The following is a 19,483-nucleotide window of genomic DNA, read 5'->3' on the forward strand; positions in this document are numbered from 1 at the left end:
CCCGCTCAGTCCTCCAGCACCGCCGCCGTGATCCGGTGCAGGGCGAACGTGTGCAGCATCTCCGTCCGGTCGTCCTCGGCGCGCAGGTAGCCCGCGCCCATCGAGACCGGCCGGACGAGCCGGGAGGCCGTCGCCCCGTGCGCGTCGACGTACCCGACCCAGACCCGCGCCCGGTCCCGGATCGCCTGCTGGAGCACCGCGAGGGCGTCGCTGTGGGAGGGCACCGGCGCCGGACCGGTGCGCCCGACCCCGCCCCGGACCACGGCCGGCGCCCGTCGCGCGGCCCGGGCCGCCGCGTCGCCCCGCCGGATCTGCTCCACCACGCCGAGCAGGCGGGGCATGGCCAGCTTCGGTGTGGTCAGCGGGTCGAGCGTCCGGGTCGTCACCGGCACCCGGGCCGGCGCCCGCCGGGTCTTCGGGCGGGCGAGCACCGCCGACCCGCTCGCGTCCTCCGGCACCGGGGCGTACCCGGCGTCGCGCAGCACCATCAGCATCCGACCCACCTGGTACGGCGTCGACAGCACCGTCGGCGCCAGCCGGCGCAACGCCAGGGGCTCCAGCCGCCGGTCGGCGAGCACCTCGGTCAGCAGCGCCTCGTCGTCGCTGCGCACGTACGCCCCGGCGGAGCCGACCCGCAGCCCGCCGTGCTTGCGGGCCACGTCGTCCACCAGGTAGGTCAGCCCCTGCGGGACGGGGGTGCGGGACCGCCGGCGGAACAGGGCGTGCAGGTCGTCGGCCGAGTAGCCGGCGTCCAGGGCCCGGCGCACGCTGGCCGGGGTGACCCGGTGCACGCTGGCCCCGCCGGCCGACTCGTGCTCCGCCACCACCTCCAACTCGGCAGCCAGCGCCGGGTCGGGCGGCCCGGGCACCACGACGGTCAGGTCCGCCTGCACGAGGAAGTGGTCCACCGGGGCGGGCAGCAGCGCGTCCAGCGCGCGTACGGTGCTGGTCGGGTCGCCGCTCTCGGTGTCCGCCCGCAGCCCGAGCGGGTCGTCGCCGCCCCGCTCGTCGGCGGCGGTCACGTCGGCGAGCAGCAGCCGCCCGTACGAGGTGAGCGCCCCCAGTCCCGTCACGCCCAGCGTGGCCGCCTCCACCAGCACCTCCCGGTGCGCGGCCTCCCGCCCCCGGCTGCGCCGCGGCGCCCGCCAGTCGAGCAGGGCCAGCACCTCCTCGGGGGTGGGCCCGGTGGCCGGCTCCAGGTCGGCGAGGACCTCCAGCACGGCCCGTCGGGCGGCCGGCGCGCCGGCCCGTTCCGCCTCGGCGGAGAGCACCGTGATCGGCCGGTCCCGGTCGTCGCGCTGCCCGACCAGCCCGGCCTGCCGCGTCATGGTCAGCCAGGCCCGGGCGAGCTGCTCCCAGCGCTGCGCGAGCGTCCCCGCCCGCCACACCTCGTACCCGGCGGTGGGCAGGACCTGCTGGTCTGCGCCGTGCCGGGTGGTGGTGGCCCCGGGCAGGTCGACCTCGCCGACCAGCCCGCCCGCGTACGCCGCCTCCAGCAGCAGGGCCGCCGTCGACTCGTCCACCCCGACGGCCTTGGCGAGCCGGCGCAGGTCACGGACGCCCAGGCCGCCCGAGCGCAGCACCGGCGCCGGTTCGGCGGCGAGCTGCTCCAGCAGCGCCTCGGTGTGGCGTACCACCTCCATGGTCTGCCCGGCCCCGGCGGAGTCGGCGGCCTTCGGCTCGCGCGGCGCGGTGGCCACCGGCGGCGGGCTGCTGCGCAGCGGGCCGAGCGGGCCGCTGTCGCGGCGTAGCAGCAGGCCCACCTCGCGGGGAAGTTCGACGGCGCCCGTGGCGCCGGCCCGGCCGCCGGACACCGGCACCAGCAGGTGGTGGTCGACTAGCCAGCGCACCGGCGAGCCGGTCGGCACGCCGCCGTTGGTCGGGTCCGGGGGCAGGTCGGCCTCCGCGCCGAGCGCGGGCGCCTGCAACGCGCCCGCCGGCACGCTGCCGACGGGCGGCCCGGCGGCCAGCCGGTCCAGGATCGCCCGGGCCGAGGGCGGCGCGGCCAGCAGCGTCCGCCGCAGCTTCGCCGGGTCCGCGCAGAGCGCCGCCGCCCGCGGGCCGAGCTCCGCCGCCGGTCGACCCAGGCCCGCCGGGTACGGGGAGACCTCGTCGACGCTCGCCACCACGCGCAGGGCGCTCTCGGGGCCGTACAGCACGAAGAGCGCGCGCAGCCGGTTCACGGCGGCGCGGACGGTGGTGGGGGCGGGCGGCTGCGGCCCGGCGGTCGCCATGGCGAGCACCGCGTCGGTGGAGGTGGTCTGCTCGGACGCGTCCCGGGTCAGCCGGGCGGCGTCGAGCATCAGCAGGGTGAACTGGTCCAGCGCGTCGAGGGCGCGGGCCACCGAGACCCGCGACTGGGCCCGGGTGGCGAGTGCGGAGACATCGGCCGGCACGGGTACGACGAGGTCCGGCCGCAACTGGAGGAGGGCGGCGAGCGACTCGTCGGGAAGTGACCGCAGGTGGTCGGCGAGTGAGGTGGTCATCGTCGTTCCACGCTAGCCCGGCAGAGGGTCCTCCCGCCCCTCGGACGTCCGGCTGACCCGGGGTTGTGCGGGTACGTTCTCCCGCATGGCAGCGCTGACGGTCGGCTTCGACCTCGACATGACCCTGGTCGACTCGCGTCCCGGCATCGCCGACACGTTCCGGGCGTTGACGGCCCGCACGGGGGTGCACGTGGACGCGGCGGCCGCCGTGGCGCGGCTCGGCCCGCCGCTGCGTACGGAGATCGCCCGCTGGTTCCCGCCGGAGCAGGTCGACGAGGCCGTCCGCACGTACCGCGAGCTGTACCCGGCGTACGCGATCACACCCACCGTCCCGCTGCCCGGGGCGGTCGCCGCGATCGAGGCGGTACGCGAACGCGGCGGGCGGGTGCTGGTGGTCACCGCCAAGCAGGGCCGCCTGGCCCGGCTGCACCTCGACCACCTCGGGCTGGTGGTCGACGAGGTGGCCGGCGACCTGTTCGCGGAGGGGAAGGCGACCGCCCTGCGGCAGCACGGCGCGACCCACTACGTCGGCGACCACGTGGCCGACATGGTGGCCGCGGCGGCGGCGGGCGTACCCGGCATCGGGGTCGCCACGGGCCCGTGCACCGCCGACGAGCTGCGCGCGGCCGGGGCGGAGGTGGTGCTGGATGATCTCACCGGATTCCCGGCGGCGCTGGACGGCATGATCCGGCTAGCCTTGGAGCGGTAGACGTCTCAAGCTCAAGCGAAGCAGGGGTTCTCAGGTGCCGACGGGTCGAGTGAAGTGGTTTGACGCGGCCAAGGGATACGGGTTTGTCACCAGTGACGAGGGTGGCGACGTGTTCCTTCCCAAGGGCGCGCTACCGACGGGTGTCACCGACCTCAAGGGCGGTCAGCGGATCGACTTCAGCGTGGTGGACAGCCGCCGGGGTGCGCAGGCGATGGGGGTCAAGCTGCTCGACGCCCCGCCGTCGATGGCGGAGCTGCGTCGCCGGCCGGCGGAGGAGCTGCACGGCCTCGTCGAGGACATGATCAAGGTGCTGGAGGCGAAGGTCCAGCCGGACCTGCGCCGGGGGCGCTTCCCGGACCGCAAGACGGCGCAGAAGATCGCTCAGCTGGTCCACGCGGTCGCCAACGAGCTGGAGGTCTGAGGCACCAGCCCGGCGTCCGCGGCCCGGCCGAGCAACGCCTCGACAGCGGCGAACCCCGCGTCCCCCAGGTCGGCGGTGAACTCGTTGACGTAGAGCCCGATGTGCCGGTCCACCACGTCGGGCTCCATCTCCTGGGCATGTGCCAGCACGTACTCCCGGCTGGCGGCCGGATCGGCCCAGGCCTGGCGTACCGACTCGCGGACCCACCCGGCTGCGGCCTGCGGGTCGACCGCGCCGCGCCGGGCCAGGATGGCCCCGAGGGGGATGGGCAGGCCGGTGTCGGCCTCCCACCACTCGCCGAGGTCGACCAGGGCGGTCAGGCCGTGCCGTGGATAGGTGAACCGGGCCTCGTGGATCACCAGACCGGCGTCGTACCGGCCGGCCGCGACGCCCGGCATGATCTCGTGGAACGGCACGACCTCGATCCGCGCCGGGGGCCGGTCGGCCGCCCAGAGCCGGAAGAGCAGGTACGCCGTCGTCCGGTCGCCCGGCACCGCCACCGTGGCGCCGCTCAGGTCGGCGTGTCCGGGGCCACCGGGCCGCCCGGGCTGGCCAAGCGGGTCGGGCCGGTCGGCCCGGCCGAGGCCGTCGGGCTGGCCGAGCTGGTCGGGCTGGCCGAGGCCGTCGGGCCGGTCGGGGCGGTCGCCGCGGGTCAGCACCAGCGGGCCGCAGCCGCGGCCCAGTGCGCCCCCGCAGGGCAGCAGGTGGTAGTCGTCCAGCAGCCACGGCAGCGCCGCGTAGCTCACCTTGACCAGGTCGAACGCACCCCGCTCGGCGGCCGTGTTGGTGACGTCCACGTCGGCGTACGTGACGTCGACCGGCGGTGCGCCGGGCACGAGACCGTGCACCAGGGCGTGAAAGACGAACGTGTCGTTGGGGCAGGGCGAGACAGCCAGCGAGAGCGCCACACCCTCACCGTATCCCCGTCGTCGTGGGCCCGGCCCCGCCGGGCCGCCATCCTGCCGGCCTGGGGGACGGGCCCTGTCCACGCCGCCACACCCGCCACCTGGTACGACGCGGTCGGCCCGTGCGACGTGACGGTCATCGACTCATCCCCTCCACCTGGATGCCCTCGGCAGCTTGCCGAGGACCGGCGGCTAGCTCTGTTCGGCGCTGTCGAGCTGCCCTCACAGACGGGGCGAGCCGTCGAGGGACACTGCGGCCTGTTCGGCCCCCCGGGGGTTTGCGGAGTTGTTCCCCGTCGCCGGCGTCTCCTGCTCCGGCCCGACCCCGCTTCTTCTGCTCCGAACCCGCTTCTCCGGCTTCGACCCCGCTTCTTCTGCGCTGACCCCGCTTTTCCGGCTCCGGTCTCAGGTGGACCGACGTCACGCGGGTCTCGCCGGTCTGCCCCAGCCTGGTCTCACAGACGGGGCAGCTCGACAGCGTGCCGAAGCACGGCGACGGGAGCCGTCCGTGTGGGGTGTCGGGGACGGCGGCGCCGCCACCTGGCCCGCACCAGTTGTCCCTGGCCCGCACCAGTTGTCCACAGGTTTATCCACAGGAAGGCCGCACGTGTTGAACCGCATTCGTGCCGTCGCCACGATCGACACATGACGCAGCGGGACGGATCGATCGACGTGGGGAGCGCGCTGCGCGCTGTCCGACGCGGGGCAGACCTGAGCCAGCGGGAGTTGGCGCGCCGGTCGGGCGTACCCAAGAGCACGGTGGCGCGGATCGAGGCCGACCCGGGAGCCGACCCGAAGTTGCGGACGGTGGAGCGACTGGTCCGGGCCGCTGGCGGAGAGCTGGCGGTCCGCGTCCCGGCCGCTGACCAGGGCACCACCGATGGCGGCCCGGGGGCCGGCGTTGCGCTGCCGCCCGTACCGCACGAGGAACGACGCGACGAGGGAGGCCGCCGCTATCCCGCGCACCTGGACATCCGGGAGGTCCGGACGTTGAAGGACTGGCCGGCCGCGTGGTGGGGGCACTGGTACGTCTCGCCGGCGCAGTGGCCGGTGCGGGTGCCGGAGAGGACGTACGACCTCCATCGCGGGCGGCGCGACGAGCGGCGGGTGCGGGAGCGGGCCCGCGCCGCCGTGAGTTTTCGTCGGGTGACGGAGGGGGTGCCGGGCGGGTGCTGGCGGCTTGTGGCCGAACTGCCGGGCGGTGAGCTGGTCGGCGAACTCCGGGCGCACGAACGCAGCGAGGATCTGTTGCTCGGTGAGGACCTGGGCGACCAGCGGGAGTTGGTGCTGGACGGTGTCCTCGTAGCCCCCCAGCTGCGCTTCCTGGGTATCGGCCGCCGATTGCTCGGGCTCCTCGGCGATGAACTGGACCGGGCCGGCATCGCCACCGTGCGCGCCATCGCCGAAATCGCTGGCGTCGGCGGCGCCGACTTCCTGGTGGCCTGTGGATACCAGGTGGAGGCGAGCCGGCCGACGGCTCTGCGGTTCGACCGGCGACCGACCCACGGAAGATGATCGCCGGGCCGGAGTTCGGGAGCAGGGACGGGCGGCAGTGGCAGGCGGGCGGGTTCAGGTCAGGGCCGCGGCGGCGGTGGTGAGAGCGGCGAGCGCCTCTCCCATGCGCCAGGCGTCGCGGTCGCGGGGGCCGATCGGGTTGGAGACGGTACGCAGCTCGACGAAGGGGACGCCGGCCTGCGCGGCGGCGACGGCCACGCCGTACCCCTCCATGGCCTCGGCGACCGCGTCGGGGTGACGCCGGCGCAGGGCGTCGGTGCTGGCGGCGCTGCCGGTCACCGTGCTGACGGTCAGCACCGCGCCCACCGTCGCCGTCGGTAGCGCGGCCCGCAGGGCGGCCAGCAGGCCGGGGTCGGCGGCGAGCGCGATGCCGCCACCGAGCCATTCCGGGGGCATGCCCAGCTCGTCCACCGGGAGGAAACCCGCCGGCGACTCGGCGCCCAGGTCGGCGGCGACGGACACGGCGCCCAGCACCGTCGCGCCGACGTCCGCCCGGCCGGCGAAGCCGCCCGCCACACCCGCGCTGACCACGCCGCGGTACGGGCGCCCGGCCGCCTCGGCGAGCACCAGCAGCCGGGCGGTGGTGGCGGCGGCCACGGCGGGGCCGACCCCCACCGGCAGCACCGTCGTCGACGCATCCGTCAGGCCCGCGCGGACCGCCTCGGCCTCGGCGGGCACCGCCGTGACCACCAGCAGGCCCGTCACGGCAGGGGCCCCTGCGGCTCCCGCCGGGTCTCGTCGTCCGCCCCGCCCGGCCCGCCTACGGCCGACGACGGTCGGTAGATGTGGTACCCGGGCGGGGCCAGTGCCGGGTCGTCCAGCGGCGAGCCCAGCGCCGGGGCGGGCGAGACCGGTGCCACCCCGGTTTCGGCCGTGACCTCCGCCTCGGTGCGTGCGCCGGCGCCGCCGCCCGTGTCGTCCTGCCCGCCCGTGTCGTCCTTTCCGCCCGTGCGGTCGTCGTCCCCGCCGGTTTCGTCGGCCAGTTCGTCGTCGGCGAGCGGGCGACCGGCCAGCCGCTCGGCGCGCAGGCGGCTCGCCACCACCATGCCTCGGACGGCGGCCAGCGTGCCGGCCCCGGCCGCGACCGCGATGCCGATCCGGCCGTCGAAGGGTACGAGCCCCAGCCCGCCCCCGGCGACGAACGCGAGCATCAGCACGGTCTCGGAGTGGGCGAACGAGCTGGCCCGCAGCCGCTCCGGGATGCGTTCCTGGATCGAGGCGTCCACGGTGAGCTTGGCGATGCCGCTCATCAGCGCGGCCACCAGGCAGAGCAGGGCGACCATCGGCAGCGAGAACCTCAACGCGGCGAGGATCGCCACCCCACCCGCGATGATCATCCCGCTGGACTGGATCGCGACGGGTCGGTGGATGCGCAGGCGGGTGCCGATCGCGGTGGCGAGGAAGGTGCCCACGGCCAGCGCGGCGCCGACGAGGCCCAGTGCCCCCTCGTCGCCCAGGTCCCGGCCGAAGACGACGGTGGTCAGGTCGCCGGCCTTGATCGCGAAGGCCAGGAAGAGCAGCAGGAACCCGTACAGCCCGCGCAGCGTCGCGGCACCGATCAGGGTGGCGATCACGAGCCGGCCGGCCGGTCGCCCCCGGCCCAGCGGGCGGTCGCCGGTGCGCCGCCAGAGCGCACGCAGCGGCCGGGGCACCCGCTCCGGTGGCTCGGAGTCGGCCTTCGGCGGCAGGCGCAGGGAGATCACCATGCCGACCAGGAAGATGATCGAGGCAACGCGGAGCGGCCACTGCGGCCCGAACCAGAAGGCGGCCAGCCCGATCGGAGCGACCAGGGCGCCGGCCACCGTGCCGTAGACGCTGGCCCGGGCGCCCACCTGGGAGAGCCCCAGCCCCTCCGGCAGCAGCCGTGGGACGGCCGCCGAGCGGGCCACCCCGTACGCGCGGGAGAGCGCCAGCACGCCGAACGCCGCCGGGTAGAGGCCGAAGCCGTGGATGTAGTCGGAGATCAGCCAGGCCAGGAAGGCGCGGCCGAGCATGGTGGCGGCCAGCGCGTACCGGCGGCCGTGGCGGAAGTGGTCGAGCAGCGGGCCCACCACCGGGGCGAGCATGGCGAACGGCACCATGGTCACCAGCAGGTAGAGGGCGACCTTGCTGCGTGCCTCGCCGAGCGGGACGTTGAAGAAGATCGTCCCGGCGAGGCCGATGGCGATCAGCGTGTCCCCGGCGCAGGAGACCGCGTGCAGGTCGAAGAGGCGGACCATGCCTACCTCGCCCCCGGCGCCCCGGGTGCGGGCCCGGCCCGCCCGCCGGGTCATCCAGCGGCCACTGCTGACCGAGCCACGGAACAGCAGGCGGACGGCCTTGATGCCGGTGCCGACGGTCCGCCCGAGTACGGACCGCCCGGAGCGGGAGAACAGCGGCATGTCCACCATCCTCACCCATCCGGTCCGTCCGTGCCGCACCACTGTCCCAGAACGTCGTCGGCGGGTGCCTGTCGGTCGGCCGTACGCATGGGGAACAATGGTTGGGTGACCAGGCCTGCCTCCGCCCGTGCCGCTCGTCTCGACCAGGTCTGCGCCGCCGCCGTCGAGGTGGCACGTGACGCCATCACCGAGGTCGACCCCTCGGACATCGGCGACCACCTGCAGGCCGTCGCGGAGGGCGACCGACTCGTCACCCACTACTTCGAGTGCCGGCTCGCCGGCTACCGGGGCTGGCGGTGGGCGGTCACCGTCACCCGCGTGCCGCGCAGCCGGCACGTCACCGTCTGCGAGACGGTGCTGATCCCCGGCACGGACGCGATGCTCGCGCCCGGCTGGCTGCCGTGGCAGGAGCGGCTCAAGCCGGGCGACCTCGGCCCCGGCGACCTGCTGCCCACCCCGGCGGACGACGACCGGCTCCAGCCCGGCTACCTGCTCTCCGACGACCCGGCGGTCGAGGAGACCGCGTGGGAGCTGGGTCTCGGCCGGGCCCGGGTGCTCTCCCGGGAGGGGCGCAGCGAGGCCGCCCAGCGCTGGTACGACGGCGACCACGGCCCGTCCGCCGCGATCTCGGCCGCCGCCCCCGCCGCGGCCCGCTGCGGCACGTGCGGCTTCTACCTGCCGCTCGCCGGCGCCCTGCGGCAGTCCTTCGGGGCCTGCGGCAACTTCTACGCCCCCGACGACGGTCGGGTGGTCAGCGCCGACCACGGCTGCGGGGCGCACTCGGAGACCCTGATCGAGGCCGCCGAGACCCCGGTCGAGGAGATGCCGACGGTCTACGACGACAGCGCGGTCGAGCCCGTGGCGGTCAGCCGGGCGCCGGGCTCCGTCGAGGCCGCGGAGCCGGCGGAGCCGTACGGCCACCCCTGAGAGATGTAAGGAAGGGCACCTTCCTATCGCCTAGGCGATAGGAAGGTGCCCTTCCTTACATGCGGGCGCGGCGGCGACGTCGGTTGGCGTCGTGCCGCATCATCACGGCGAGACCGGGGAAGCCCCACAGGAAACCGGCCAGGCAGGTCCACAGCCAGTCCTGGTGATCGTGCGCGGTCAACCAGTCGCGGAAGAAGATCAGCAGCACCAGCCCGGCGAGCGCCCAGGCCGCCATCCCGGCGAGGGCGAACGGCACCATCGGCGGGTCGAGCGGCTCGGGCCGCGGGGGCTGCTCCTTCGGCACGCGGCAAGCGTACGCGATCAACTTTTCCTGCTGGCCGGTGATCTGCGACGATGCGCGCGACAACGGAAGATCCACCTGCGAGGACCTGATGGCAGTAGCGCCGCCCGAGAACGGCACACCACCCGACCCAGCGCACCCCCGGAACGGTTTCGACCGGTACTTCGAGATCTCCGCCCGTGGCTCGACGATGAGCCGCGAGGTACGCGGTGGCCTGGCGACCTTCTTCACGATGGCGTACATCGTGGTGCTCAACCCGCTCATCATCGGTGGTGCCGTCGACGGCGACGGCAAGAAGCTCTCCATCGCCGCCCTCGCTGCGGCAACCGCCCTGGTCGCTGGCCTGATGACCATCCTGATGGGCGTGGTCGGTCGGTTCCCGCTGGCGCTCGCCGCCGGCCTCGGCGTCAACGCGCTGGTCGCGTACGAGATCGCCCCGGAGATGACCTGGGCGGACGCGATGGGCCTCGTGGTGATCGAGGGTCTGATCATCGCGGTGCTGGTGCTGACCGGCCTGCGTACGGCGGTGTTCCGCTCGGTGCCGACGCAGATGAAGACGGCGATCGGCGTCGGCATCGGCCTCTTCCTGACCATCATCGGCCTGGTCGACGCCGGCTTCGTGCGCCGGGTGCCGGACGTGCAGAACACCACCGTCCCGGTCAGCCTGGGCATCGGCGGCAGCCTGGCCAGTTGGCCGCTGCTGGTCTTCGTGGTGGGTCTGCTGCTGACCATCGTGCTGATGGTGCGGCGGGTCAAGGGCGCGATCCTCATCGGCATCCTCGGCTCCACCGTGGTGGCGATCATCGTCGAGGCGGTGGCGAACATCGGGCCGTCCTTCGTCGACGGCAAGCCCAACCCGAAGGGCTGGGCGCTGAACGTCCCCGAGCTGCCGAAGACCTGGGTGGACGTGCCGGACCTGTCGCTGCTCGGCAACTTCAACCTGTTCGACTCGTGGGGCCGGGCCGGCTGGGTCGTCGTCCTGATGTTCGTGTTCACCCTGCTGATCACGGACTTCTTCGACACCATGGGCACGATGGTGGCGGTCGGCCAGGAGGGGAGCATGCTCGACGAGCGGGGCACCCCGCCGCGGGCCAAGGAGATCCTGCTGGTCGACTCGATCGCGGCGGCTGCCGGCGGTGCGGCGAGCACGTCCAGCAACACGTCGTACATCGAGAGTGCCGCCGGTGTGGCGGAGGGCGCCCGTACGGGCGTGGCCAACCTGGTCACCGGCGGGTTGTTCCTGCTGGCGATGTTCCTGGCGCCGCTGGTCGTGGTGGTGCCGTTCGAGGCGGCGTCGACGGCGCTGGTGGTGGTCGGCTTCCTGATGATGACCGCGGTGCGGACGATCGACTGGTCCGACTACGAGATCGCGATCCCGGCGTTCCTGACGATCGTGCTGATGCCCTTCACGTACTCGATCTCCAACGGCATCGGCGCCGGCCTGATCACGTACGTGGTGGTGAAGCTCGTCAAGGGCAAGGCCCGGGAGATCCACCCGCTGCTGTACGGGGTGGCCGCCCTCTTCGTGCTCTACTTCCTGCGTGGACCGATCGAGTCCGTGGTGCTCTGAACACGGCCTGCTCCGGGCCGGTGACCGAACGGGGTACCCAGCCCGGAGCAGGACAAACTTCTCGTGAGCGTGGTCATATCAGTGGTCATTCGCCAAGCTAATTAGTTAGGCTAACTATCGTGACGGAGCGGACGGTGACGGCGAAACGCGTGCCACCGGCGCAGCTGGCACCGCAGCTGCGTGATGCGATCACCCGGCTGAACCGACGGGTCCGCCAGGCCCGGCCGGTCGGCGACCTCACGGTCACCCAGCTCTCCGCGCTCACCAGCCTCCGGCTGGCGGGTGCGCTGACGCCTCGGGAACTGGCCGACGTGGAACGGGTGCAGCCGCCCACGATGACCAGGATCGTCGCGAAGTTGGAGGAGCGCGGCCTCGTGCAGCGCACCCCCCATCCGACCGACGGCCGGCAGGTCATCCTGGCGGCGACCGAGGGGGGACGGGCCGTGCTCGACCAGTTCGAGCGGGTCCGCGACGAGTGGCTGGCCCGCCGGCTGGCCGACCTGACCGAAGCCGAGCGGGAAACCCTGCGGCAGGCCGCCGAGATCCTTCAGCAGCTCGCCCGCGCCTGACCCGCGCGTCGTGCCACCGCGCCGTCCGCCGTCGATGACGCGTACGACCGCGAGGAGGCGCACCAAGAGTGCAGGCGAAGCTGAGCACGATGTTCCAGTCCCTACAGGTCCGCAACTACCGGCTCTTCGCATCCGGGCAGCTGATCAAGCTGATCGGCGTCTGGATGATGTTCATCGCCCAGGACTGGCTGGTCCTCGAGCTCTCCGACAACTCCGCCACCGCGCTCGGCGTGGTGACCGCGCTCCAGTTCACCCCGGTGCTGCTGCTCACCCTGCTCTCCGGGCGGCTCGCCGACCGCTACGACAAGCGGATGCTGCTCTTCGTCGCGAACGCGTTCTGGACCGTCCTGGCCCTCGCCATGGCCCTGCTGGTGATCACCGGCCTCGTGCAGCTCTGGCACGTCTTCGCGTTCGCGGCCCTGCTCGGTGTCGCCAACGCCGTGGAGACCCCCGTCCGGCAGGCGTTCGTCTCCGAGTTGGTCGGTACGTCGCTGCTGCCGAACGCGCTCTCGCTCAACGCGGCCGTGTTCAACTCCGCCCGGATCGTCGGGCCGGCTGTCGCCGGCCTGGCCATCGCCGCCTTCGACGTCGGGCCGGTCTTCCTGTTCACCGCGCTCAGCTCGATCGCCCCGCTGGTCACCGTGATCCGGATGCGCCCCGCCGAGCTGCACCGGGAGGCGCTGCCGCCGCGCGACGAGCGGGCGTCGGCCAAGGTCGTCGACGGCCTGCGCTACGTCTGGCGCCGGCCCGACCTGCTGCTGCCCATGGCGGTGATGTCGGTGATCGGCATGTCGCTGTTCAACTTCCAACTGACCCTCGCCGCGCTGGCCAAGACCGTGTTCCAGACCGGTGCCGCCTCGTTCGGGCTGTTCAGCACCGCGCTGGCGGTCGGCGCGCTGGTCGGGGCGCTCGCCGGCACCGGGCGGCGCAGCCGCCCGTCGGTCTGGCTGGTGCTCGGCGCGGGGGTCGGCTGCGCCAGCTTCGGCACGCTGGTGGGGCTCGCCCCGGCGTACTGGATGGTGGTGACGCTGCTGCTGCCGACCGGGTTCTTCATGGTGTACTTCGCCCAGGCGGCCAACCAGCGGGTCCAGCTCGGCACGGACGCCGCCTTCCGCGGCCGGGTGATGGCCCTCTGGGTGCTGGTCTTCCTCGGCACCAACCCGGTCGGGGCGCCGCTCATCGGCTGGGTCGCCGAGACCTACGGCGCGGGCGCCAGCATCTGGAGCGGTGGGCTGATCTCGCTGGCCACCATCCTGATCGCGCTCACCTGGCAGCTGCGCCGCTCCGGCGCCCGGCTGCGCTTCCGCATCCTGCCGATGCCGCGCTTCTACGTCACCTCCGCCGACTGCTGAGCCCGTCGCCCGGGCGGCCCGACCGCTTCTCTGGCCGAGGACGCGGATGACACGAAAGCGGTGGCGGTAAGGGGGAAAGCGGCTTAGCGTCGATACGTGGAGCTCGGACGCGCGCTGCTGCTGATCCTGGCCATCGTCGCCATGGCCAGCCTGCCGGCGCTGATCGCCCTGGTCTTCTGCGCGGACGAGATCATCGACCGGGTCGCCTGCGGGTACGCCGAGTGGCGTGAGCGCCGGCGGGAGCGGCGCACCATCGCCCGGCTGGACCGGGCCGTCGAGGCCGACGCGCTGACCCGCGACATCGACCTCACCGCCTTCGACCGGCCCGACCGGCGCCCGCTGGAGGAACTCGCCGCCGACCTGCGCCGCCTGCGCAGCCAGGGGGTGGGGTTCGACGGCCGCCAGCCCGTCTGGCACGGCATGGTCCTCCAGGCGTACGACGACCGGCTCCGGCTGGCCTGCCGGGCCCTCGGGCTGGCCGAGCACCTGACCGAGCTGGAGGGCGTCGACCTGGAGCTGGAACGCGTCCGGGTGGAGGGCCTGCTGCACGCCGCCGGGCTGACCCTGCCCGCCGCCCGGGCCGGTCACTGGCAGCGTCACCGCTGAGGGCGGGGCCCGCGTGAGGCTCTTCGTCGCGCTCTACCCGCCGCCCGAGGCGGTCGCGCACCTCGGCGCGCAGGCCGCCCGCCTGCGGATCGGCGCGGCGGCCGCCGCCGGGACCAACGTCCGGCTCGCCGACCCGGCCAACGCGCACGTCACCCTCGCCTTCCTCGGCGACGTCGAGGCGGACCGGCTGGTCGCCGTGGAGAGCGCGCTCGGGCTCGCCGCCGAGTGGTCCCGCGACGGCCGCCAGGCCGCGCCCCGGCTGCGGCTGGCCGGCGGCGGGCGGTTCGGGCGGGGCCGGTTCACCGTGCTCTGGGTCGACCTGCGCGGCGAGGTGGAGCCGGTGCTGGTGCTGGCCCGGCTGATCCGCTCCCGGCTGCGGCACGCCCGCCTGCCGCACGACGAGAAGCCGTTCCGCCCCCACCTGACCGTCGCGCGCCCCGGCGACCGGGTGCCCCCGGCCGACGTGGCCGCCGACGTGGCCACCCTCGACGACTACGAGGGCCCGGAGTGGCCGGCCGGCGAGATGGTCCTCGTGCGCAGCCACCCCGGCCCCCGCCCCACCTACGACCGCCTGGCCGCCTGGCCCCTCTGACGATCCCCGGTCACCAGGCCCAGGCCTCGGGGCCGGGGCCGCCGTTGCCGACGGGCGGGAAGAGCTCGTCCAGGCGGGTGAGGGTGTCCTCGTCGAGGTCGACGGTCAGGGCACCCAGGGAACGGTCGAGCTGGTCGGCGGTGCGCGGTCCGATGATCGGGGCGGTCACCCCGGGCCGGGACAGCAGCCAGCCGAGGGCCACGTCCGCCGGGTCGTGACCGAGGTCGCCGCAGAGTTTCTCGTACGCCTCGATGGTCGGCCGGTGCTCGGCGAGCGCGTCGGCGGAGCGGCCGCTGGCGCCCCGCGCGGCCCCGCCCTCGGCCATCTTCCGCAGCACTCCGGCGAGCAGCCCGCCGTGCAGCGGCGACCACGGGATGATGCCCAGCCCGTGGTGCTGCGCGGCGGGCACCACCTCCAGCTCGACGTACCGGGTCATGAGGTTGTAGATGCACTGCTCCGAGACCAGGCCGAGGAAGTGGCGCTTGCCCGCCGCCTCCTGCGCCACGGAGATGTGCCAGCCGGCGAAGTTGGACGATCCGACGTAGAGGACCTTGCCCTGGGCGACCAGGGTCTCCATGGCCTGCCAGATCTCCTCCCACGGCGTGCTCCGCGAGACGTGGTGCATCTGGTAGAGGTCGATGGTGTCGGTCTGGAGGCGGCGCAGCGAGTCCTCGCAGGCCCGGACGATGTGCCGGGCGGAGAGGCCCTGCTGGTTGGGCCACTCGCCCATCTTTCCGTAGACCTTGGTGGCCAGCACGACCTTCTCCCGCCGGCCACCGCCCTGGGCGAACCAGCGTCCGATGATCTGCTCGGTGATCCCCTCGCCGGTCTGCCAGCCGTAGACGTCGGCGGTGTCGAAGAAGTTGATGCCGTGGTCGAGGGCCCGGTCCATGATCGCGAAGCTGTCCGGCTCGGTGGTCTGCGGCCCGAAGTTCATCGTGCCGAGGCAGAGGCGGCTGACCGACAGGCCCGTACGGCCGAGGTTCGTGTACTCCATGTGGCCACCCTGCCACGGCGGCAGTTGGAGCGCCTCGCGTTGACTCCGGCGACCGGGTGGTCGCCGGAGTCAGGCGGTCACGAGGACTCGCGGGCCGCCGGGCCGCTGCCGAAGAGCACGTCGTCCCAGCTCGGCAGGCGCTTGCGCGGCTTGCCGCCGGCGTCGGTCGACTCGCCCGCCGCTGCCGCCGACGCGCCCGTGCGACGGGGCCGGAGCACCGCCAGCGACGGCACGGCCGGCACCTCCTTGGGCGCGTCCGAGTCGTCGTCGAAGGCGGAACCCTGCCCGCCGCCGAGCAGCGCCGCCGCCCCGCCGCCGACCGGCCGCTGGCGTGGCGCGTCCTGCCCGGCCATGGCGGCCGGGGTGCGGGGTTCGAGCCCGCGACCCGAGGTCGAGCCGAGCGGACGGTCGAGCGAGGCGAGCAGGGCGTCCCGCCCGGCCCGGATCGGGTCGCGGCCGGGACGGCTGTGCTCCGCCGCCGCCGGCAGGCCGTGCCCGCCCCGGCTCGGCTCGCCGCGCGACGGGCCGGGCAGCGCGTGGCCGCCCCGCTCCGGTGCCGGCTCCTGACCGAGGATCGGGGTGGGCCGCTCGGCGCAGAGGTATTGCGCCATGTCGTCGTGCGGGGTGACCGACTGCCGGGTCTTGTCGAGATCCCAGATCGCCTGCGCGGTCGCCTTGCCCGAGGGCCAGGTCGCCACGATCCGCCAGGTGCCGTCGTCGCGGCGCCACGCGTCCCAGGAGATCTTCTCGGTGTCGATCCCGTGCTGGGCCAGCCGGCCGTTGACCACCTCGGCGAGCGGGGTGGGCTTCTCCGCGCCCTTCAGCCGGGTGCGGCGGGCGTGCTGGGCGAGCATGGCCCGCTCCTGGAGCACCGGGCCGGCATAGCGCAGCACGCGGTCGACCGGCACGCCGGCGATCCGGGCGACGTCCTCGGCGGACTCGCCGGAGCGGATCTTGGCCTGGATGTCCCGTGGGGAGAGTGAGGGCACCGGGTCGGCGCCCGCCGTCGGGGCCACCGCGAGCGGCGGGGCGCCGGGCTCGGCGTGCAACGCGCCGGCGATCCGCTCGTCGATGGGCAGGGCGAGCAGTCGCCCGACCTCGTCGGCGAGCACCAGGGCCTGGCCGTCCTCGGAGAGGGCGACGAAGCGTACTGGGCGCATGGCGTAGCCTCCGTCCCGCTTCGCTGGCCGTCACGCCACGAGCCGGCCACCCGGGCGTCCTCGCACCACCGTACGCGCATCTGTCCGCAGGTGGGGGATGCGACACCCGCATGTCGCGACTGAGCTGCGACGATGATCACGGTCGGTGGCCGCCGACGCGTCCGGTGGCCACCGACCGTGACGGCGGTCAGAGTCGCTCGACCACGTAGTCGATCGACGCGGTCAGCGCCTCGACGTCGGCCGGCTCGACGGCCGGGAAGAGCGCGACGCGGAGCTGGTTGCGGCCCAGCTTCCGGTAGGGCTCGGTGTCCACGATGCCGTTGGCGCGCAGCGCCTTGGCGATCGCGGTCGCGTCGACGGAGTCGGCGAAGTCGATGGTGGCGACCACGTTGGAGCGCAGCGCCGGGTCGGTGACGAACGGCGTCGCCACCTCGGAGCGCTCCGCCCAGCCGTACACGATCGCGGCGCTCTCGGCCGTGCGCTTGGCCGCCCAGGCCAGCCCGCCCTGGGAATTCATCCAGTCGGTCTGCTCGGCGGCCAGGAAGATGGTGGCCAGCGCCGGGGTGTTGTAGGTCTGCTCCAGCCGCGAGTTGTCGATCGCGGTGACCAGGTCGAGGAAGGCCGGGATGTAGCGGCCGGACGCCTTGATCTCGCCGGCCCGCTCCAGCGCGGCCGGCGACATCAGGGCCAGCCACAGGCCGCCGTCGGAGCCGAAGCACTTCTGCGGGGCGAAGTAGTAGACGTCGGTCTCGCCGACGTTGACGTCCAGGCCGCCGGCGCCCGAGGTGGCGTCGACCAGCAGCAGCGAGCCGGGGTCGGCGCCGGCGACCCGGCTGATCGGCACCGCGACACCCGTCGAGGTCTCGTTGTGCGGGGTGGCGTAGACGTCCACCCCGGCCTCGGCGGTCAGGGTGGGCGCGGTGCCGGCCTCCGACTTGCGGACGGTGGGCTCGCCGAGGAACGGGGCGTCCTTGACGGACTTGGCGAACTTGGCGCCGAACTCGCCGAAGCTGGCGAACTGCGCCCGGTCGCGGACCAGGCCGAACGTCGCGACCTCCCAGAAGGCCGTGGTGCCGCCGTTGCCCAGCACCACCTCGTAGCCCTCCGGGAGGGAGAAGAAGTCGGCGATGCCGCGGCGCAGCCGGGCCACCTCGTCGCGGACGGTCTTCTGCCGGTGCGAGGTGCCCAGGTAGCTCGTCGCCACCTCGGCGAGGGCGGAGACCGCCGCCGGCCGGACCTTGGACGGCCCGCAGCCGAACCTCCCGTCGGCGGGCTTGAGGTCGTCGGGAATCCGGATGGTCGGTGCGTCAGCCACGGTTGTCGAGATCCTTCCGCATGGGCGAGGGCGGGCCCGGTGTTCAGGCGGGCGCGGATCGACGGCGGACGCGCGCTCAGGCGCACGACGTGGCCGGGACCCGGGCCCGGTCCGGCGACACTGCCGGCCCTCATCCTCCCACCCGCGCCGGCCGCGCCGACCGCTGATCCCACCAGCGACGTTGAGGCGTCCACCACAATCCGTGCCGTTGCGCCGCCCCCGGTCGCCCCCGGATGCAAGGAAGGGCCCCTTCCTATACGCCAGGCGTTAGGAGGGGGCCCTTCCTTACATCTCAGACGCCGTGCGGGATGGCGTCCCAGCCCTCGACGTCGCTGGGCTTGCGGCTGCCCGGGCCGACGTAGCGGGCCGACGGGCGGACCAGCCGCTGGAGCTTCTTCTGCTCCAGGATGTGCGCGCTCCAGCCGCCCATCCGGGCGCAGGTGAACATGGAGGTGAACATGTGCGCCGGCACCTCGGCGAAGTCCAGCACCACGGCCGACCAGAACTCGACGTTGGTGGCGAGCACCCGGTCCGGCCGGCGGGCCTGGAGCTCGGCCAGGGCGGCCTTCTCCAGCGCCTCGGCGATCTCGAAGCGCGGTGCGCCCAGCTCCTTGGCGGTGCGGCGGAGCACTCGGGCGCGCGGGTCCTCGGCCCGGTAGACGCGGTGGCCGAAGCCCATCAGCCGCTCGCCCCGGTCGAGGACGCCCTTGACGTAGCCCTCGGCGTCGCCGCTGCGCTCGACCGCCTCCAGCATGCTGAGCACGCGGGACGGGGCGCCGCCGTGCAGCGGGCCGGAGAGGGCGCCGATGCCGGAGGAGATGCAGGCCGCGGCGTCCGCGCCGGTGGAGGCGACGATCCGGGCGGTGAAGGTGGAGGCGTTCAGGCCGTGCTCGGCGGCCGAGATGAAGTAGGCGTCGACCGCCTTGACGTGCCGCGGGTCCGGCTCGCCCCGCCAGCGCTTCATGAAGCGCTCGACGATGGTGGACGCCTTGTCGATCTCCTTCTGCGGCACGGCCGGCAGGCCCAGGCCGCGCGCCGACTGGGCGACGAAGGAGAGCGCGGTGACCGACACCCGGGCGAGGTCCTCGCGGGCCTGCTCGTCGGAGATGTCGAGCAGCTGGTTGAGACCCCAGTACGGGGCCAGCATCGCGACCGCGGACTGCACGTCCACCCGGATGTCACCGGAGTGCACCGGCACCGGGAACGGCTCCGCCGGCGGCAGACCCGGGCCGAACCGCCCGTCGACCAGCAGCGCCCACACGTTGCCGAAGGAGACCTGGCCGATCAGATCCTCGATGTCGACGCCGCGATAGCGCAGCGCGCCGCCCTCGCGGTCGGGTTCGGCGATCTCGGTCTCGAAGGCTACGACGCCCTCCAGTCCGGGTTTGAAATCGGCCATGTCGCTCTCCTGGATCTGCTCGGTGCGCCCGCCCGGGGCTCCGGTCCCGGCCCAGCCGGGCGAGCGCCTTAGGCGACCCTCAGGGATGTGTTCGTGACATCTTGCCTGCTGGGTAACCGGATTCGCGACCCACTGCGACTGTGCCGCACACGACATCCCCGGTCCGGGCGGCCCGGACCGCGTCGGCGACACTGTGCGGTGCGGGCTGGCCAGCGCCGCAGGCAGCGGGCCGGCCCGACGAGGAGGAGGGGGAACGTGACGGGGGACACAGTCCGGCC

17 protein-coding genes and 1 pseudogene are annotated in these 19,483 nt (G+C 74.0%); 9 read left to right on the top strand and 9 right to left on the bottom strand.

The window, feature by feature from the left end; translation table 11 throughout:
• Positions 1–5: 5 nt before the first annotated feature.
• Positions 6–2,486 carry a helicase-associated domain-containing protein gene (locus tag RM555_RS04090; RefSeq protein ID WP_311410513.1) on the bottom strand — a complete coding sequence of 827 codons (2,481 nt, stop codon included), beginning with the start codon at positions 2,484–2,486 and terminating at the stop codon, positions 6–8.
• Positions 2,487–2,571: 85 nt separating this feature from the next.
• Here RM555_RS04090 and RM555_RS04095 point away from each other — a divergent pair, with 85 nt between their 5' ends.
• Both RM555_RS04095 and RM555_RS04100 read left to right on the top strand, forming a co-directional pair.
• Entirely contained in the window at positions 2,572–3,195 is a 624-nt protein-coding gene (locus RM555_RS04095) for an HAD family hydrolase (RefSeq protein ID WP_311410514.1), read from the top strand.
• A 34-nt stretch (positions 3,196–3,229) separates the two neighbouring features.
• Entirely contained in the window at positions 3,230–3,616 is a 387-nt protein-coding gene (locus tag RM555_RS04100) for a cold-shock protein (RefSeq protein WP_132231948.1), read from the top strand.
• On the opposite strand, the gene RM555_RS04105 is transcribed toward RM555_RS04100, so the two are convergent.
• On the bottom strand, positions 3,577–4,524 hold the full coding sequence (locus RM555_RS04105) for a 1,4-dihydroxy-6-naphthoate synthase (RefSeq protein WP_311410515.1): 948 nt from the start codon (positions 4,522–4,524) through the stop codon (positions 3,577–3,579). The two genes, RM555_RS04100 and RM555_RS04105, sit on opposite strands and share 40 nt — an antisense overlap.
• 642 nt (positions 4,525–5,166) lie before the next feature.
• On the opposite strand from RM555_RS04105, the gene RM555_RS04110 reads away from it, so the two are divergent.
• Complete coding sequence (locus tag RM555_RS04110) at positions 5,167–6,036, top strand: helix-turn-helix domain-containing protein (protein WP_311410516.1); 870 nt, start codon at positions 5,167–5,169, stop codon at positions 6,034–6,036.
• Between the two features lie 54 nt (positions 6,037–6,090).
• Here the strand turns inward: RM555_RS04110 and RM555_RS04115 are convergent, their stop codons facing one another.
• A complete protein-coding gene (locus RM555_RS04115) occupies positions 6,091–6,741 on the bottom strand; it encodes a futalosine hydrolase (RefSeq protein WP_311410517.1) in 651 nt (216 codons plus the stop codon).
• Positions 6,742–7,007: 266 nt separating this feature from the next.
• Positions 7,008–8,417, bottom strand: a pseudogene (locus RM555_RS04120) (MFS transporter); the annotation flags it as partial.
• 87 nt (positions 8,418–8,504) lie between these two features.
• On the opposite strand from RM555_RS04120, the gene RM555_RS04125 reads away from it, so the two are divergent.
• Positions 8,505–9,344, top strand: a complete 840-nt coding sequence (locus tag RM555_RS04125) for a DUF3027 domain-containing protein (protein ID WP_311410519.1) — start codon at positions 8,505–8,507, stop codon at positions 9,342–9,344.
• Between the two features lie 55 nt (positions 9,345–9,399).
• Here the strand turns inward: RM555_RS04125 and RM555_RS04130 are convergent, their stop codons facing one another.
• Positions 9,400–9,648, bottom strand: a complete 249-nt coding sequence (locus tag RM555_RS04130) for a DUF2530 domain-containing protein (RefSeq protein WP_311410520.1) — start codon at positions 9,646–9,648, stop codon at positions 9,400–9,402.
• Positions 9,649–9,736: 88 nt separating this feature from the next.
• Here RM555_RS04130 and RM555_RS04135 point away from each other — a divergent pair, with 88 nt between their 5' ends.
• The 5 genes from RM555_RS04135 to thpR all read left to right on the top strand — a co-directional run bounded on the left by RM555_RS04135 (position 9,737) and on the right by thpR (position 14,334).
• Positions 9,737–11,215: an NCS2 family permease gene (locus tag RM555_RS04135; RefSeq protein WP_311410521.1), complete on the top strand. Its 1,479-nt coding sequence runs from the start codon at positions 9,737–9,739 to the stop codon at positions 11,213–11,215.
• A gap of 119 nt (positions 11,216–11,334) precedes the next feature.
• Positions 11,335–11,784 carry a MarR family winged helix-turn-helix transcriptional regulator gene (locus tag RM555_RS04140; RefSeq protein WP_192581363.1) on the top strand — a complete coding sequence of 150 codons (450 nt, stop codon included), beginning with the start codon at positions 11,335–11,337 and terminating at the stop codon, positions 11,782–11,784.
• Positions 11,785–11,852: 68 nt separating this feature from the next.
• A complete protein-coding gene (locus RM555_RS04145) occupies positions 11,853–13,136 on the top strand; it encodes an MFS transporter (RefSeq protein ID WP_311410522.1) in 1,284 nt (427 codons plus the stop codon).
• Between the two features lie 96 nt (positions 13,137–13,232).
• Entirely contained in the window at positions 13,233–13,742 is a 510-nt protein-coding gene (locus RM555_RS04150) for a hypothetical protein (protein ID WP_311410523.1), read from the top strand.
• 13 nt (positions 13,743–13,755) lie between these two features.
• A complete protein-coding gene (thpR, locus tag RM555_RS04155; RefSeq protein ID WP_311410524.1) occupies positions 13,756–14,334 on the top strand; it encodes an RNA 2',3'-cyclic phosphodiesterase in 579 nt (192 codons plus the stop codon).
• A gap of 10 nt (positions 14,335–14,344) precedes the next feature.
• Here the strand turns inward: thpR and RM555_RS04160 are convergent, their stop codons facing one another.
• From RM555_RS04160 to RM555_RS04175, 4 genes are all read right to left on the bottom strand, one after another.
• Complete coding sequence (locus RM555_RS04160) at positions 14,345–15,331, bottom strand: aldo/keto reductase (RefSeq protein ID WP_311410525.1); 987 nt, start codon at positions 15,329–15,331, stop codon at positions 14,345–14,347.
• A gap of 77 nt (positions 15,332–15,408) precedes the next feature.
• Entirely contained in the window at positions 15,409–16,491 is a 1,083-nt protein-coding gene (sepH, locus tag RM555_RS04165) for a septation protein SepH (RefSeq protein ID WP_311410526.1), read from the bottom strand.
• Between the two features lie 187 nt (positions 16,492–16,678).
• Positions 16,679–17,806, bottom strand: coding sequence for a phosphoserine transaminase (gene serC, locus RM555_RS04170; protein WP_311410527.1), 1,128 nt, complete (start codon positions 17,804–17,806; stop codon positions 16,679–16,681).
• A 292-nt stretch (positions 17,807–18,098) separates the two neighbouring features.
• A complete protein-coding gene (locus tag RM555_RS04175) occupies positions 18,099–19,205 on the bottom strand; it encodes a citrate synthase 2 (RefSeq protein ID WP_132231920.1) in 1,107 nt (368 codons plus the stop codon).
• Positions 19,206–19,483: the final 278 nt, after the last annotated feature.

The organism is Micromonospora reichwaldensis (assembly GCF_031845925.1).
Classification (GTDB): domain Bacteria; phylum Actinomycetota; class Actinomycetes; order Mycobacteriales; family Micromonosporaceae; genus Micromonospora; species Micromonospora reichwaldensis.